The organism is Bradyrhizobium sp. (assembly GCF_035935975.1).
Taxonomy (GTDB): Bacteria; Pseudomonadota; Alphaproteobacteria; order Rhizobiales; family Xanthobacteraceae; genus Bradyrhizobium.
Genome location: NZ_DASYWN010000026.1, coordinates 26,752 through 39,593 on the forward strand (window position 1 = coordinate 26,752; position 12,842 = coordinate 39,593).

Annotated in this window: 10 protein-coding genes and 2 riboswitches; of the genes, 6 read left to right on the top strand and 4 right to left on the bottom strand. The window is 64.2% G+C overall.

Translation table 11 applies throughout. The features are described from left to right. Nucleotides 1-58: 58 nt before the first annotated feature. Nucleotides 59-172: riboswitch (glycine riboswitch) on the bottom strand. Between the two features lie 3 nt (nt 173-175). Beyond that, a riboswitch (glycine riboswitch) is annotated at nt 176-279 on the bottom strand. 94 nt (nt 280-373) lie between these two features. Further along, entirely contained in the window at nt 374-1,504 is a 1,131-nt protein-coding gene (locus tag VGR99_RS14235; protein ID WP_326899017.1) for a M20/M25/M40 family metallo-hydrolase, read from the bottom strand. 268 nt (nt 1,505-1,772) lie between these two features. Between VGR99_RS14235 and VGR99_RS14240 the strand changes: the two genes are divergently transcribed. The 3 genes from VGR99_RS14240 (at nt 1,773) to VGR99_RS14250 (ending at nt 6,965) form a co-directional block, all read left to right on the top strand. Further along, on the top strand, nt 1,773-3,380 hold the full coding sequence (locus VGR99_RS14240) for an ABC transporter substrate-binding protein (RefSeq protein WP_326899018.1): 1,608 nt from the start codon (nt 1,773-1,775) through the stop codon (nt 3,378-3,380). 122 nt (nt 3,381-3,502) lie between these two features. Continuing rightward, nucleotides 3,503-5,125: an ABC transporter substrate-binding protein gene (locus VGR99_RS14245; RefSeq protein WP_326899020.1), complete on the top strand. Its 1,623-nt coding sequence runs from the start codon at nt 3,503-3,505 to the stop codon at nt 5,123-5,125. 244 nt (nt 5,126-5,369) lie between these two features. Then, on the top strand, nt 5,370-6,965 hold the full coding sequence (locus VGR99_RS14250) for a glycosyltransferase family 39 protein (protein WP_326899021.1): 1,596 nt from the start codon (nt 5,370-5,372) through the stop codon (nt 6,963-6,965). A 9-nt stretch (nt 6,966-6,974) separates the two neighbouring features. On the opposite strand, the gene VGR99_RS14255 is transcribed toward VGR99_RS14250, so the two are convergent. The 3 genes from VGR99_RS14255 to VGR99_RS14265 all read right to left on the bottom strand — a co-directional run bounded on the left by VGR99_RS14255 (nt 6,975) and on the right by VGR99_RS14265 (nt 9,127). After that, nucleotides 6,975-7,115, bottom strand: a complete 141-nt coding sequence (locus VGR99_RS14255; protein ID WP_326899022.1) for a hypothetical protein — start codon at nt 7,113-7,115, stop codon at nt 6,975-6,977. 53 nt (nt 7,116-7,168) lie between these two features. Further along, entirely contained in the window at nt 7,169-8,419 is a 1,251-nt protein-coding gene (locus VGR99_RS14260) for a multidrug effflux MFS transporter (protein WP_326899023.1), read from the bottom strand. Nucleotides 8,420-8,539: 120 nt separating this feature from the next. Continuing rightward, the gene (locus VGR99_RS14265) at nt 8,540-9,127 is read right to left on the bottom strand and encodes a TetR/AcrR family transcriptional regulator (RefSeq protein WP_326899024.1); all 588 of its coding nucleotides are present in this window, start codon (nt 9,125-9,127) and stop codon (nt 8,540-8,542) included. An 88-nt stretch (nt 9,128-9,215) separates the two neighbouring features. Between VGR99_RS14265 and VGR99_RS14270 the strand changes: the two genes are divergently transcribed. The 3 genes from VGR99_RS14270 to VGR99_RS14280 all read left to right on the top strand — a co-directional run bounded on the left by VGR99_RS14270 (nt 9,216) and on the right by VGR99_RS14280 (nt 12,842). Continuing rightward, a complete protein-coding gene (locus VGR99_RS14270; protein ID WP_326899025.1) occupies nt 9,216-9,995 on the top strand; it encodes a crotonase/enoyl-CoA hydratase family protein in 780 nt (259 codons plus the stop codon). Nucleotides 9,996-10,245: 250 nt separating this feature from the next. Next, nucleotides 10,246-11,529, top strand: coding sequence for a hypothetical protein (locus VGR99_RS14275; RefSeq protein ID WP_326899026.1), 1,284 nt, complete (start codon nt 10,246-10,248; stop codon nt 11,527-11,529). Nucleotides 11,530-11,600: 71 nt separating this feature from the next. Then, nucleotides 11,601-12,842: a hypothetical protein gene (locus VGR99_RS14280; protein ID WP_326899028.1), complete on the top strand. Its 1,242-nt coding sequence runs from the start codon at nt 11,601-11,603 to the stop codon at nt 12,840-12,842.

Genomic DNA, 12,842 nt, shown 5'->3' on the forward strand with positions numbered 1-12,842 from the left:
GGGGCTCCCGTGAATTAGAGACGGCTAACCGCCGGCCAAAGGCCGTTGGCGGCGCCCCATCTGTCACGGTTACCTGAGAGCTTGATCCGACGCGGACCTCGGCGAGGTCAGCTTCGGACTATCCCCTTCGGTGGACGTCACGACGTCTAGATCGTGCCGTCTCTCTCCAGATCGTCCTGACGATACAGTCCTTTTGCCTGAGAGTTTCCGGGGCGGTTGCTCCGTCGGCGCCGCAAAGAGGGCCGAAACCCTCGTTGCGATCTCTCCCGCATCGTCGCGTGGACCATCGAGCAGTACGATGCGCCTCATTTTTAGACAAGGCTAAATTTCAACCGCGACTGCCAACGTATTGTGCAGTGCAAAGTTGATTCAATTACTCAAGCGTCGCCAGCAAGCCCGCCATCAGGCGGCCGCGCTCGACGAGGCTGTCCACCTCGATGAACTCTTCCAGCGTGTGGCCATTGCCGCCACGCACGCCAAGGCCGTCGAGTGTCGGAATGCCCATCGCGCCGGTGAAATTGCCATCGGAGCCGCCGCCGGAACTCGCATGCGGAAGTTCCGCGCCGAGCGACTTGGCGATGCCGCGCGCCTTTTCATACAGCGCCATCGTGCCGGCATCCGGCTCCCACACCGGACGTGTCACGCCGCGCGTCACCTTGAAGGTGACGTCATTCGCTGTGCCCGACAGTGCCAGCATACGCTCGACCCCGCGGTCGAGATCGGCCTGGCGCTTGGCCATGGACAGCGCCTCGCCGGTCGCAGTCGTGGCAACGCAATTGACCCATTGTCCGCCATGCACGACGCCGACCGAGAAGGTGCAGTCGTCCGTCGTCATCGCGTCGATCGCTAGGATCTGCCGCGCCATCTCGCGGATCGCCGAGCGTCCCGCCGACAGCGTGGCGCCGGCATGGCTCGGCCGGCCCGTCGCTTCGAGATTGAATCGCGCAATGGCGTAACGTCCGGTGGTGACTCCGTTGTCGGCGCGGCCGGGCTCGGGCACCAGCACATATTTGTTGCGCGCGGCCTCGGCCTCGATGATGTCGCGCGTCGAGGGTGTTCCCACTTCCTCATCCGGCGTGAACAGGATGGTGACCGGGAGCGGCGTGGTGAACGAAGCGCGCGCGAGCTGCCGGATTGCTTCCAGCGAGAGGTAGTTGCCGCCCTTCATGTCGTAGATGCCGGGGCCGTAGCATTTGTTGCCCTCGCGCCGCCATTTCAGCTTCTTGATGGTACCGACCGGGTGGACGGTATCCATGTGTCCGGCGATCAGGATGCCCGGCTCGCCCTGTTTCGGATGGGGAAAGCGCGCGCGGATGACGCCGCCGAAGCCCTGACGGCCTGCGATGCGTTCGATCGTCGCACCCATGATCGCCATATCCCGCGCTGCGATATCGAGCATGCGGTTCACCGCGCTCGCGTCCCAGGTCGGGCTTTCGCATTCCACCCAGGTGCGCAGGCCCTCGAGCATGGCCTCGGAATCGAAGGGAAGATTGGCTGGATTCATCCTAATGTCTCTCAAGCTGCGAAAGGTGGAACGCGCATTGCATTGCCGCGGGGCAGGACAAGCGGAGAGAGTTGTAGAGCTAATCCGATCTTTGTGGAGCCCGTGCGTGCGACGCCATGGGCTGCACCGAAACCGGATTGACGCGCTCAAGACTGTCTGCAAGTCTCGAAAGATAAAGGCATTGCATGAGGTTAGTTCGCCCAAGGAACGCACCGAATGCTCAATCAATAACCTGCCTTTGAACAGTTTCACGTCAGGAGAAACTTTTATGTTGAACTTGATGCGCCGGGGGCGTCGCGCGTTCGCCTCCACACTTGCGCTGTCGGTCGTCGCGCTATCCACGGCGATGGCCTCGCCGGTATTTGCGGCCGGCAAGACCATCACCGCGGTGATGCATTCGGATCTGCGGATCATCGACCCGATCTTCACCACCGCCTACATCACGCGTGACCATGGCTACATGGTCTACGACACGCTGATCACGACGGATTCGAACTTCAAGATCCAGCCGCAGATGGCGGACTGGAAGATCTCCGACGACAAGCTGACCTACACCTTCACGCTGCGCGACGGCCTCAAATGGCATGACGGCACGCCGGTGACGGCGGAGGACTGCGTCGCTTCGCTGAAGCGCTGGGCCGCCGTCGACGGCATGGGCCAGCAGATGATGACCTTCACGGCCAGCCTCGAGGCGACCGATGCCAAGACCATCACGCTGAAGCTGAAGGAGCCCTACGGCCTCGTGCTCGACTCGATCGGCAAGCCGTCCTCGCGCGTGCCCTTCATGATGCCGAAGCGCCTCGCCGAGACGCCGCCGGACAAGCAGATCCCCGAGCAGGTCGGCTCCGGCCCGTTCAAGTTCGTGCAGGGCGAATTCCAGCCCGGCGTGAAGGCGGTCTACGTCAAGAACACCGACTACGTGCCGCGCAAGGAAGCCGCGAGCTGGACCGCCGGCGGCAAGGTCGTGAAGGTCGACCGCGTCGAGTGGATCACCATGCCGGACGCGCAGACCGCGGTGAACGCGCTGCAGTCGGGCGACATCGACTTCATGGAAGTGCCGCCGTGGGACATGCTGCCCGTGCTTGAAGGCAATTCCGACCTCAAGGTCGAGACGCTGAACAAGTTCGGCTATCAGACCCTCGGGCGCATGAACTTCCTTTATCCGCCCTTCGACAATCCGAAGATCCGCCGCGCGGCGTTCCTGGCGATGAACCAGAAGGACGTGCTCGACGCGCTCGTCGGCAATCCCAAATACTACAAGATCTGCGGCGCGTTCTTCATCTGCGACACGCCGCTGGCGACCGATGTCGGCTCCGAGACGCTGGTCAAGGGCAACGGCATGGCGGAAGCCAAGAAGGCGCTCGCCGAGTCCGGCTATGACGGCACGCCCGTCGTGGTCATGGTCCCCGGTGACGTCGTCACGCTGAAGGCGCAGCCGACGGTGGCGGTGCAGTTGCTTCGCGAGGCCGGCTTCAAGGTCGACGCGCAGGCGACCGACTGGCAGACGGTGGTGAGCCGGCGCGCCAGCCAGAAGCCTCCGAAGGAAGGCGGCTGGAACATGTTCTTCACCAACTGGGTCAGCGCCGACGTCTCCAACCCGATCTCCAATCTCTCGATCGGCGGCCAGGGCAAGAAGGGCTGGTTCGGCTGGGCGGAGAACGCCAAGATCGAGAAGCTCAAGGACGACTTCGTCCGCGCTGCCTCGCTCGACGATCAGAAGAAGATCGCGGCCGAGATCCAGAAGGAAGCCTATGACCAGGTGATCTACGTGCCGCTCGGCCAGTACCTGGCACCGAGCGCCTGGCGCAAGTCGCTCACCGGCGTGCTCGACGGCCCGGCCACCCCGGTGTTCTGGAACATCGACAAGTCGGAGTAAGGCGAGGGCGCGTAAGTCCCCCTTCATCAAGATCGTCACGTGGCGCCGCTGTCATCAGCGGCGCCGCTCGCCGGGAGAATTTTCAGCAGACCTTCCCAAGAAAACTTCGCAGGAGAGCTTCAGTGTTCCAACCCATGCGCCGGCGGTATCGGGCGTTCGCCTCCACATTTGCGATTTCAACGCTTGCGATTTCAGTCGTGGCGCTTTCGGCACTGGCCTCGCCGGTTCTGGCCGCAGGCAGGACCATCACCGCCGTGATGCATTCGGACCTGCGCATCCTCGATCCGATTTTCACCAGCGCCTACATCTCGCGTGATCATGGCTACATGATCTACGACACGCTGCTCGCGACGGATTCGAATTTCAAGATCCAGCCGCAGATGGCGGACTGGAAGATCTCCGACGACAAGCTGACCTACACTTTCACGCTTCGCGACGGTCTGAAGTGGCATGACGGCACGCCGGTCACCGCGGAAGATTGCGTTGCCTCCCTGAAGCGCTGGGCCGCTGTCGATAGCATGGGGCAGCAGATGATGCTGTTCACCGCGAGCATCGAGGCGACGGACCCCAAGACCATCACGCTGAAGCTGAAGGAGCCGTACGCGCTCGTACTGGATTCGATCGGCAAGCCGTCCTCGCGGGTCGCCTTCATGATGCCGAAGCGTCTCGCCGAGACGCCCGTCGACAAGCAGATCCCCGAGCAGATCGGCTCCGGCCCGTTCAAATTCGTGCAGGCTGAATTCCAGCCCGGGGTGAAGTCGGTTTACGTCAAGAACACCGATTACGTGCCGCGCAAGGAGCCGGTGAGCTGGACCGCGGGCGGCAAGATCGTGAAGGTCGATCGCGTCGAATGGATCACGATGCCCGACGCGCAGACCGCGTTGAATGCGCTTCAGTCGGGTGACATCGACTTCATGGAAATTCCCGCCATTGAAATGTTGCCCACCATCGAAGCCGACAAGGAGCTCAAGCTCGAGATCCTGAACAAGTTCGGCTTCCAGACGGGCGCCCGGATGAATTTCCTTCATCCGCCGTTCGACAACGTCAAGGTCCGCCGCGCAGCACTCATGGCGGTCAACCAGAAGGACGTGCTCGATGCGCTGATCGGCAATCCCAAATACTACAAGACTTGCGCCGCGGTCTTCATCTGCGACACGCCGTTCGCGACAGAGATTGGCGGTGAGAGCCTCGCGAAGGGCGGCGACATTGCTGCGGCCAAGAAGGCGCTCGCCGAGTCCGGTTACGACGGGACGCCCGTCGTGCTGATGGCGCCGGGCGATGTGCTGACACTGAAGGCCCAGCCGATCGTGGTGGCTCAGCAACTGCGCGAAGCCGGCTTCAAGGTCGACCTGCAGGCCACCGACTGGCAGACGGTGGTGAGCCGGCGCGCCAGCCAGAAGCCTCCGAAGGAAGGTGGCTGGAACATGTTCATCACGAACTGGGTCAGCGCCGACGTGTCGAACCCGATCTCCAACATTGCTGTCGGCGGGCAGGGCAAGAAGGGCGGCTGGTTCGGCTGGGCGGAGGATGCCAAGGTCGAGCAGCTCAAGGACGCGTTCGTTCGCGCGGCCTCGTTCGACGACCAGAAGAAGATCGCGGCCGAGATTCAGAAGGAGACCTATGACCAGGTGCTCTACGTCCCGCTCGGCCAGTATCAGGCGCCGAGCGCGTGGCGGAAGTCGATCTCCGGCGTGATCGACGGCCCGGCAACGCCGGTGTTCTGGAATATGAGCAAGTCCGAATAGGATAAATCGGACTGTGCGGAGGGTGCATCTCGCACCTTCCGTTTTCCACGTGACGCGGCGTCGCTGTCGGCAGCGGCGCCGTTGTCGTTTGTCAGCTTCGCGTCAGCTGGAGACGCGGAGCTTTTAACTCTTCCAGTTTCCAATCATTGCTATTTGTTTCTGTTCTGAAATAGATGTGCGCAGTTCGCACATCGCTTCCTTCCTGCATTCGATTCCAGTGCCGATTGATTTTGCATTCCAGGCGATGGCCGAGCGGTCCGATCGCGCGCCCGCGCCGTGGCGCAGGCCGTTTCTGCGCTGGCTGGTCGGCATCGAGGCGGGCTGGGCGGTGCCGCTTCTCATCGCGTGCTTCGTCGCGATCTGGACGCTCTATCTCGCCATCGCCTATGCCGGCAGCGGCCTGCATCCCGACACGCTCGAGGCCTGGGCGCTGGGACGGAACTTCGCCTTCGGCTACCACAAGCATCCGCCCCTGATGGGCTGGGTCGCCGCGGTCTGGACCTCGGTCTTTCCGCTGAGCGACTGGTCGCTGCAATTGATGGCGATGGTCAATGCCGGGCTGGCGCTGGTCTTCGTCGACATGGTCACCCGTCAATTCGTCACCGGGCACAAGCGCATCCTGGTGCTGCTGCTGTTGATGCTGACGCCGGCCTATCAATTCCATGCCCAGCGATTCAATGCCAATGCGGTGCTGCTCGCGACGTGGCCGCTGGCGACGTGGTGCTTCCTGCGCGCGTTCGAGACGCGCGCTCCGCTGTGGGCCGTCGCGGCGGGATGCACGACGGCGCTGGCGATGGTCGGCAAATATTACTCGATCTTCCTCGTCGCGAGCTTTGCCTTCGCCGCGCTGGCGCATCCGGCGCGGCGCGTCTATTTCAGCTCCGCCTCGCCCTGGATCTCGGTGGCCACCGGGCTCGCAGTGCTGTCGCCGCACATCTGGTGGCTGGCGACGACGGGCGCGTCGACCTTTGGCTATGCGCTGGCCCACGCCAACGGCAGCGCCGCGAGTGCGATGGGTGAGGTCAGAAACTTTCTGCTGGGCCTCGCGGCCGCGATGAGCGTGGCGGCCGTGCTCTGGGTCCTGATCGCGGGGACGCGGCTCAAGCAGTTTCCGGCCGACTTCGCGGCCATGAGTCCGGGCCTGCGGCTTCTCTTCTATATTGCGAGCGGCACGATCGTGCTGCCGGTGCTGACGTCGATCGTGATGGGAACGGACCTGCCGTCGCTATGGGCGCTGCAGGGGTTGTTCCTGTTCGTCGTGCTCGTCGTTTGCGGCACGCGCTACCCGATCGAGCGCTTCTATACCGTCAATGTCACGGTGTTCGTGGCCTGCGTTGCGCTTGCCGCGGCCCTGGTCGCAGCGCCGATCCATGCCGTCTATCGCAACCAGCACGGCTACGAAGAGGGCCGCAATTTCTATGTGCAGGCGGCGAACGGATTGACGCGTGAATGGCGCGAACTGACGGGGCAGCCGCTGAGCGCCGTGAGCGGCGACGATTCGCTGGCCTTTGCGACGGCGTTCTACAGCCCCGACCATCCGCGTTATGCACGGCCGTTCGCGTACCAATATGATTGGGGCTTGCCGCGCAAGACGACGCTCGACCGCGGCTGGGCCGCGGTCTGCTTCCGTGGCCAGGGCCATTGCGGCCGTTGGATGGAGTGGGTGTCCGCGCGCGCCGAGCATTTCGTCACGCGCGAGTTCACCGCCCAGGCAACGCTATGGGGCAAGCCCGGCCTGACGCGGGAGGTGGTGGTGCTGATGGTTCCGCCGCGAGAAAGAAGCACGGCCCCGCAGGGCGCAGCCGAAGATTTCAGCGCCAGCAAACGCGCCGCAGAGTAGGGCGCGTGCTCAGCAATGGCTGTCGCGCACGCGCTCGAGGCCCTCGCTGGCGAACGGTGCGTTGAACGCAGCCTGCTCCGTATTTGGCTCGGAACGCTTGGTGTCCGCCGGTTCCGAGGCGTTGGGGTCTTTGCGGAGTTCCAGTTCCATGGCGCGGCCTTTCAAATTGCTGCAGTACAACATCGAGGCCGCCGGGAAGTTCCTCAGCTGATCGGGCGATGATGCGGCTTGAACAGCCGTCCCTTTTCCACCACCAGCACGATCGTAAGGGCGGCGAGCGTCGACAGGAAGAAGCCGACCGAGAACGGCAGCAGCGTGCCGTCAAAGCTTTGCCCGATCGCCATGCCGACCACGATGCCGATCAGCGTCGTGATCGAGCCGTAGAGCGAGGACGCCGTGCCGGCGATGTGACCCTGCGGCTCCATGGCGAGTGCGGTGAAGTTGGCGACCATCATGCCGAACGAGAACATCATCAGCGCCGAGAGCACCATGAACAGGGGAAGCGGCAGCATGCCGAGGATTTCCGTCAGCAGCATCACGCCGGCGACGGCGGTGTAGAGGCTCAGCGCGCCGTGCGAGATCACGCGCATGCCGAGGGTCCCGACAAACCTGGCGTTAAGGAACCCCGCGACGGCGGTGCCGGCCGCGATCGCCGCAAAGGCGAGCGGGAAATAATGGCCGAGGTGATAGATGCCGGTGAACACCTGCTGCGCCGAGAACACATAGGCGAACAGCGCGCCCATGACGCTGCCGGCCGCGAGGGCATAGCCGATGGTCTGGCGATTGCTCACGGTCTGCCAATAAGCCGCGAGTACGTCACCCGGCGCGAGCGACCTGCGCTCCGAGACCGGCAGGGTTTCAGGCAACCGCAGCACCGACCACGCCAGCGCGAGCAGTCCGTAGAGCATCAGCACGACGAAGATGCCGCGCCATTGCGTCACCAGCAGCACCGCCTGCCCGAACGAGGGCGCGATCACGGGGACCGCGATGAAGATCATCATCGCCAGCGACATCACGCTGGCCATGCGGCGGCCGACATAGCAATCGCGCACGATCGAGGTCGCGATCACGCGCGTCGCCGAGGTGCCGAAGCCCTGTAGCGCGCGCGCCAGCAGCAGCGTCTCGAACGAGGGCGCGGCAACCGCCAGCACGCTCGCCGCTGCATAGACCGCCATGCCGCCGAGCAGCACCGGGCGCCGGCCGAAGCGGTCCGACAACGGGCCCATGATGAACTGGCCGGCGCCGAAGCCGATCAGGAAGGTCGACAGCACGAGCTGGAGATGGTTGGCGACGGGGATATTGAAGGCTGCCCCGATATTGGGCAGCGCCGGCAGCATCATGTCCATCGCAAGCGGATTCAGCGCCATGATGGACGCGATCACGATGACGAATTCGGGAAAACCCATAGGACGGTGTCCCGAGGACACCCAACTGTCGGCATTGACGTCGGACAAGAAGCTCACCTCTGAAATTCAAGCCCTTATCTACCGTCGATGCTGCGTTGCACAACCCATGTTTCGGGATGGCTGTCAGGCGGGGGAGGGTGTCGACCACATCGAGGCGTTAAAGGCGGCTCAAGCGCTGGCACTCTTTTGAGCAGCCTCGACCAGGCCGAGCGCCAATTGGCCCGCCGTCTCCACGTAATCGAGGTCGCGGTGGATCAGCATCACCGTCGTCGCGCCGTCGAGCAGGATCACGAGCTGGCGCGCGAGCGCGGCCGCACCGGCGATGCCGTGGCCGCGCAATTCGGTTTCGAGCCAGGCTTCAAAGCGCTTCTTGTGCGCGGCGCCGGCCTTGACCGCGGGATGCGCCGGCGTGTTTGCGAGTTCGGCGATGGTGCGGAGGAATCCGCAGCCGCGCCAGCGCGGCGTATTCACGGAGCGTCCGAGTTTGGTGAACAGTCCGCGGACCTTGTCCGCGACTGTGCCGTCGGTCTCGGCGAACCAGCGCATATAGAGCTCCAGCGTCGGCTGGTCTCTCGCTGCAATGGTTTCGGCGACGAGCTCGTCCTTGCTGGTGAAGTGGTAGTACAGCGTCTTCTTGGTGACGCCCGCCTTCTCGGCGACCGCATCCATGCTCACCGCCCTGATGCCCTCGCCATAGAACAGGCGCGTCGCCGCAACGACGATCTGCTCGCGCGTAGTGTCGCCCCTTTCTGACATGGTCCCAATGTATACTTCCTAGTGAGTATACACAACAAGACCGGTGTGGCTGACTTTCAGGCCTGTTCGATCTGGAAGGAAGCCTCGCTTGTCTGACTTGATACTCTCCGAAACCCGCGGCACCGTCGCGCTGCTGACCCTGAACCGACCCAACAAGCTTAATGCACTGAACTACGCGTTGATCGACCGCCTGATGGCGATCCTCGACCGCATCGAGGACGACGCCACCATTCGTGCCGTCGTCCTGACCGGGGCGGGCGAGCGCGCCTTCTCGGCCGGCGCCGACATCGCCGAGTTCTCGGAGAGCGTGAAGCGCGGGCCGGACGCCGCGGCGAAGGCTTTCTTGCGGCGCGGGCAGGGGATGACCGCGCGAATGGAAGCGTTTCCGAAGCCGATCATCGCCGCCGTCAACGGCCTCGCCTACGGCGGCGGCTGCGAGATCACGGAGGCCGTGCATCTCGGCGTCGCGAGCGAGCAGGCGAGCTTCGCCAAGCCCGAGATCGCCATCGGTATCACGCCGACCTTCGGCGGCACGCAGCGCCTGCCGCGGCTGGCAGGCCGCAAGCGTGGGTTGGAATACCTTCTGACCGGCGATTCCTTTTCACCGCAGCGAGCCCTCGAGATGGGATTGGTCAACCGTATCGTCCCGCATGCGCAGCTTCTCGATGCAGCTTTCGCGCTGGCCGATCGCATCACGCGGCATTCGCCTCTGGCGGTCGCGCGGGTCATCACGGCGGCCACGCGGGGTCTCAATGTCTCGATTTCCGAAGGCCTCGCCATCGAGAGCGAGCAGTTCGCGCGCATGGCGGCGACGCAGGACACCCGCGAAGCGCTCGATGCCTGGCTGGCGGCCCGCGCGCCGCGCTAGCCGGCTGGGCCGTTTGAGGCCATGACGGCGGGTGACCCGGTTCCTCGCCGCCCTTGTCTGTCGGCCGGCAACCAGCTGTTCACCATAAGACCGGGGACGCCGCATCCGAGAGATGAATCCGCAACCCATCCTGTCCATTGTGGCCCGATCGGACGCCGCGTGGGGCGCGCCGAGGGAACCCAGAACGACAGGTATTTTCGCGGTGTCCGACGTCACCGGTACAGCACGATGGTTCGGACCTTCGGCCGGAATGGCTGCGCGTCGCAACGCCTGGCTTTTCGGCCTGATCGCGCTGACCGCGCTGCTGGTGCTCGGCAATCTCGTCAACGACGCCAGGCTCGACGTGAAATATGGCTGGGACGTTCGCGTCAATTGCGCGGCGGTCGATGCGCATGCCGAGGGGCTCGATCCCTACTTCGTGAGGAATCTGAAAGGCACGCGGCTGTCCTATCCCTATCTGCCGGTGACGCTGGACGTGTTTCGCCCGGTATGTGCGGGCGGCTTCATCGTCGATCATTACAGGGGCATCTATCTCGTTCTGGCCGTGCTGTGCGGCCTGCTGCTGCCAGGTCTCGGCCGAACGCGCGCGAGCGCGAATGATGTTGCGCTGAGGGTGCTCTGCGCGCTCGGCGCCTTCGTCGGCTTCGAATGGGTGGCGGCATCCGGGAATTTTGCGATTCTGAGCGGCGTGCTGACCGCGATCGCGCTCAGCCTTCTGCTTCGTCCGCCCACACCCGATGCATGGAACGACGAGGGCTTTCCCTTGCGCGTCGTCGGCGCCGTGCTGCTCGGCCTCGTGACCTCTTTCAAGCTGGTGTTCTGTCCGGTGCTGGCGGGGCTCTATTTCCTGCCGCTGCCGCGCGCGCGCAAGCTGGCGCTGATCGCGGTTGCGGCTTTCAGCTTCATATTGCCGATCCTGGTGTCGCGACTGCTGTATCCCGATCTGTTTGCGAGCTGGCTGCTTGCGGTTGCCGGACAGATCCCGAACCAGCATTCCGTCGATATCGTGGAGATCAATCCGTCGCTGCTGCTGTTGGCGCGGAGTTTCATGGAGCATGCCGGGCTCGGTGGCAGCAAGCTTCTCATGTTCGCGACTTATGCGCTCTCAGCCCTCGCGCTCGTGCTTGTGCCGTTCGCGCTGTCCGTGCTGCGTGCGGCCGGGAGCGGACCGGTGCGGGCAGGGGGCTCGCTGCTGGCGCGGCTGGATCGCTGGCTGATCGATCATCCCCGCACCGCGGCGCGCGTGACGGTGATGGCCATGTTCGCGCTCTATCTCTCTTCGCCGCGTCTCAAGGAATATGCCTTCTTCGAGCTCGCGCTCTATGCCGCGATCCTCGTCGTCGATCTTCCCGCCCTGGCGCTCGCCGCGCTTCTTGTCGTCGGTCTTCTCGCGCCCGCGGTGATCTCGATGATGGGCCACACGATCGAAGGCAGCTTCACCCTCCTCATCGTCGCACTGACATGCTTCTGGATCCTGCTGCTCGATTTTCGGGCCGAGCCCAGACGCCTCGATCCGGAAAGCGCGCGTTCATGACAAGTCTCGCCTCGTCCGTCGTTTCCGGGCAACAGCGCCCCGTCGCTGCGGGCACGTCAGGGAGGACCTGGTTGACCCGCTTCATCCTGGCCGTGGCCGTGCTGGTCGCAACGTCCGTCGCCATCGATCTCGGCGCGGACGAGACATTCGGCTGGGACGCGCGGGTGAACTGCGCGGCGGTCGATGCGCATGTCGCGGGGCTCGATCCCTATTACGTCAAGAATCTGAAGGACACCAAGCTGTCCTATCCCTATCTGCCCGTGACGCTCGACGCGTTTCGTCCGCTCTGCGCCGGCGGCGTTCTCGTCGCGCATTACAAGCCCATCTTTCTCGTTCTCGCGCTGATCTGCGCGCTGCTGCTGCCGGGCCTCGGCAAGAGTAGAGGCGGTATGCAGGATGTCGCGCCGCGGATCGTGTTCGCGCTTGGCGGTTTCCTCGGCTTCGAATGGATCATCGCGACCGGCAATTTCGCGATCCTCAGCGGCCTCTTCACGGCGGCATCGCTGGCGCTGTTGCTGCGTCCCGCGCAGTCTGATGGCGGCGGCGCGAGCATTGCGCCGCAACTCGCCGGCGCTGCGCTGCTCGGCCTCGTCACCTCGTTCAAGCTGGTGTTCTTCCCGGTCCTCGCCGCGCTGTATTTCCTGCCGCTGCCGAGAGGCCGCAAGTTCCTCCTGATCGCGGTCGCGGCCGCCATGTTCGCCCTGCCGATCCTGGCGTCGCTGGCGATCTATCCGGACCTGTTCAAGAGTTGGCTGAGCGCGATCTTCGGCCAGATCCCCGGCCAGCATGCGCCGGGCAACGAGGTCAATCCGTCGCTGCTGTTCATGTCGTTGACGCTCGCAGACCGCGTCGGGCTCGCCGGCAGCAAGCCGGTCGTGGCCGTGTTCTATGGTCTCATCGCGGTCGCGCTCGTGCTCGCGCCACTCGCCGTCTCCGTGTGGCGCATGGTGAAGGCGCAAGGCCTTGCCGTTAACACCTCGCTGCTTCGCGCGTTCGACGACTGGCTGATGAGAAACCCTGAAGCCGCGATGCGCATCACCGTGCTCGCGATGTATGCGCTCTATCTCTGTGCGCCCCGGCTGAAGGAATATGCCTTCTTCGAGGTGGCGCTCTATGCGGCCATTCTCGTCCCCGCTCTGCCCGCGACGATGATGGCGGCCGTGCTCGCGATCGCGGTGGCCATTCCAACCCTGGCATCGGTCTCGGGTATCGCCTTCATGGGCGGCTTCGGCCAGCTTGCGATCGCGCTGATCTGCTTCTGGCTGCTGCTCCCGCGTGAGCCGTCAGGCGAGGCGACTCCGCAGGCGATTTGA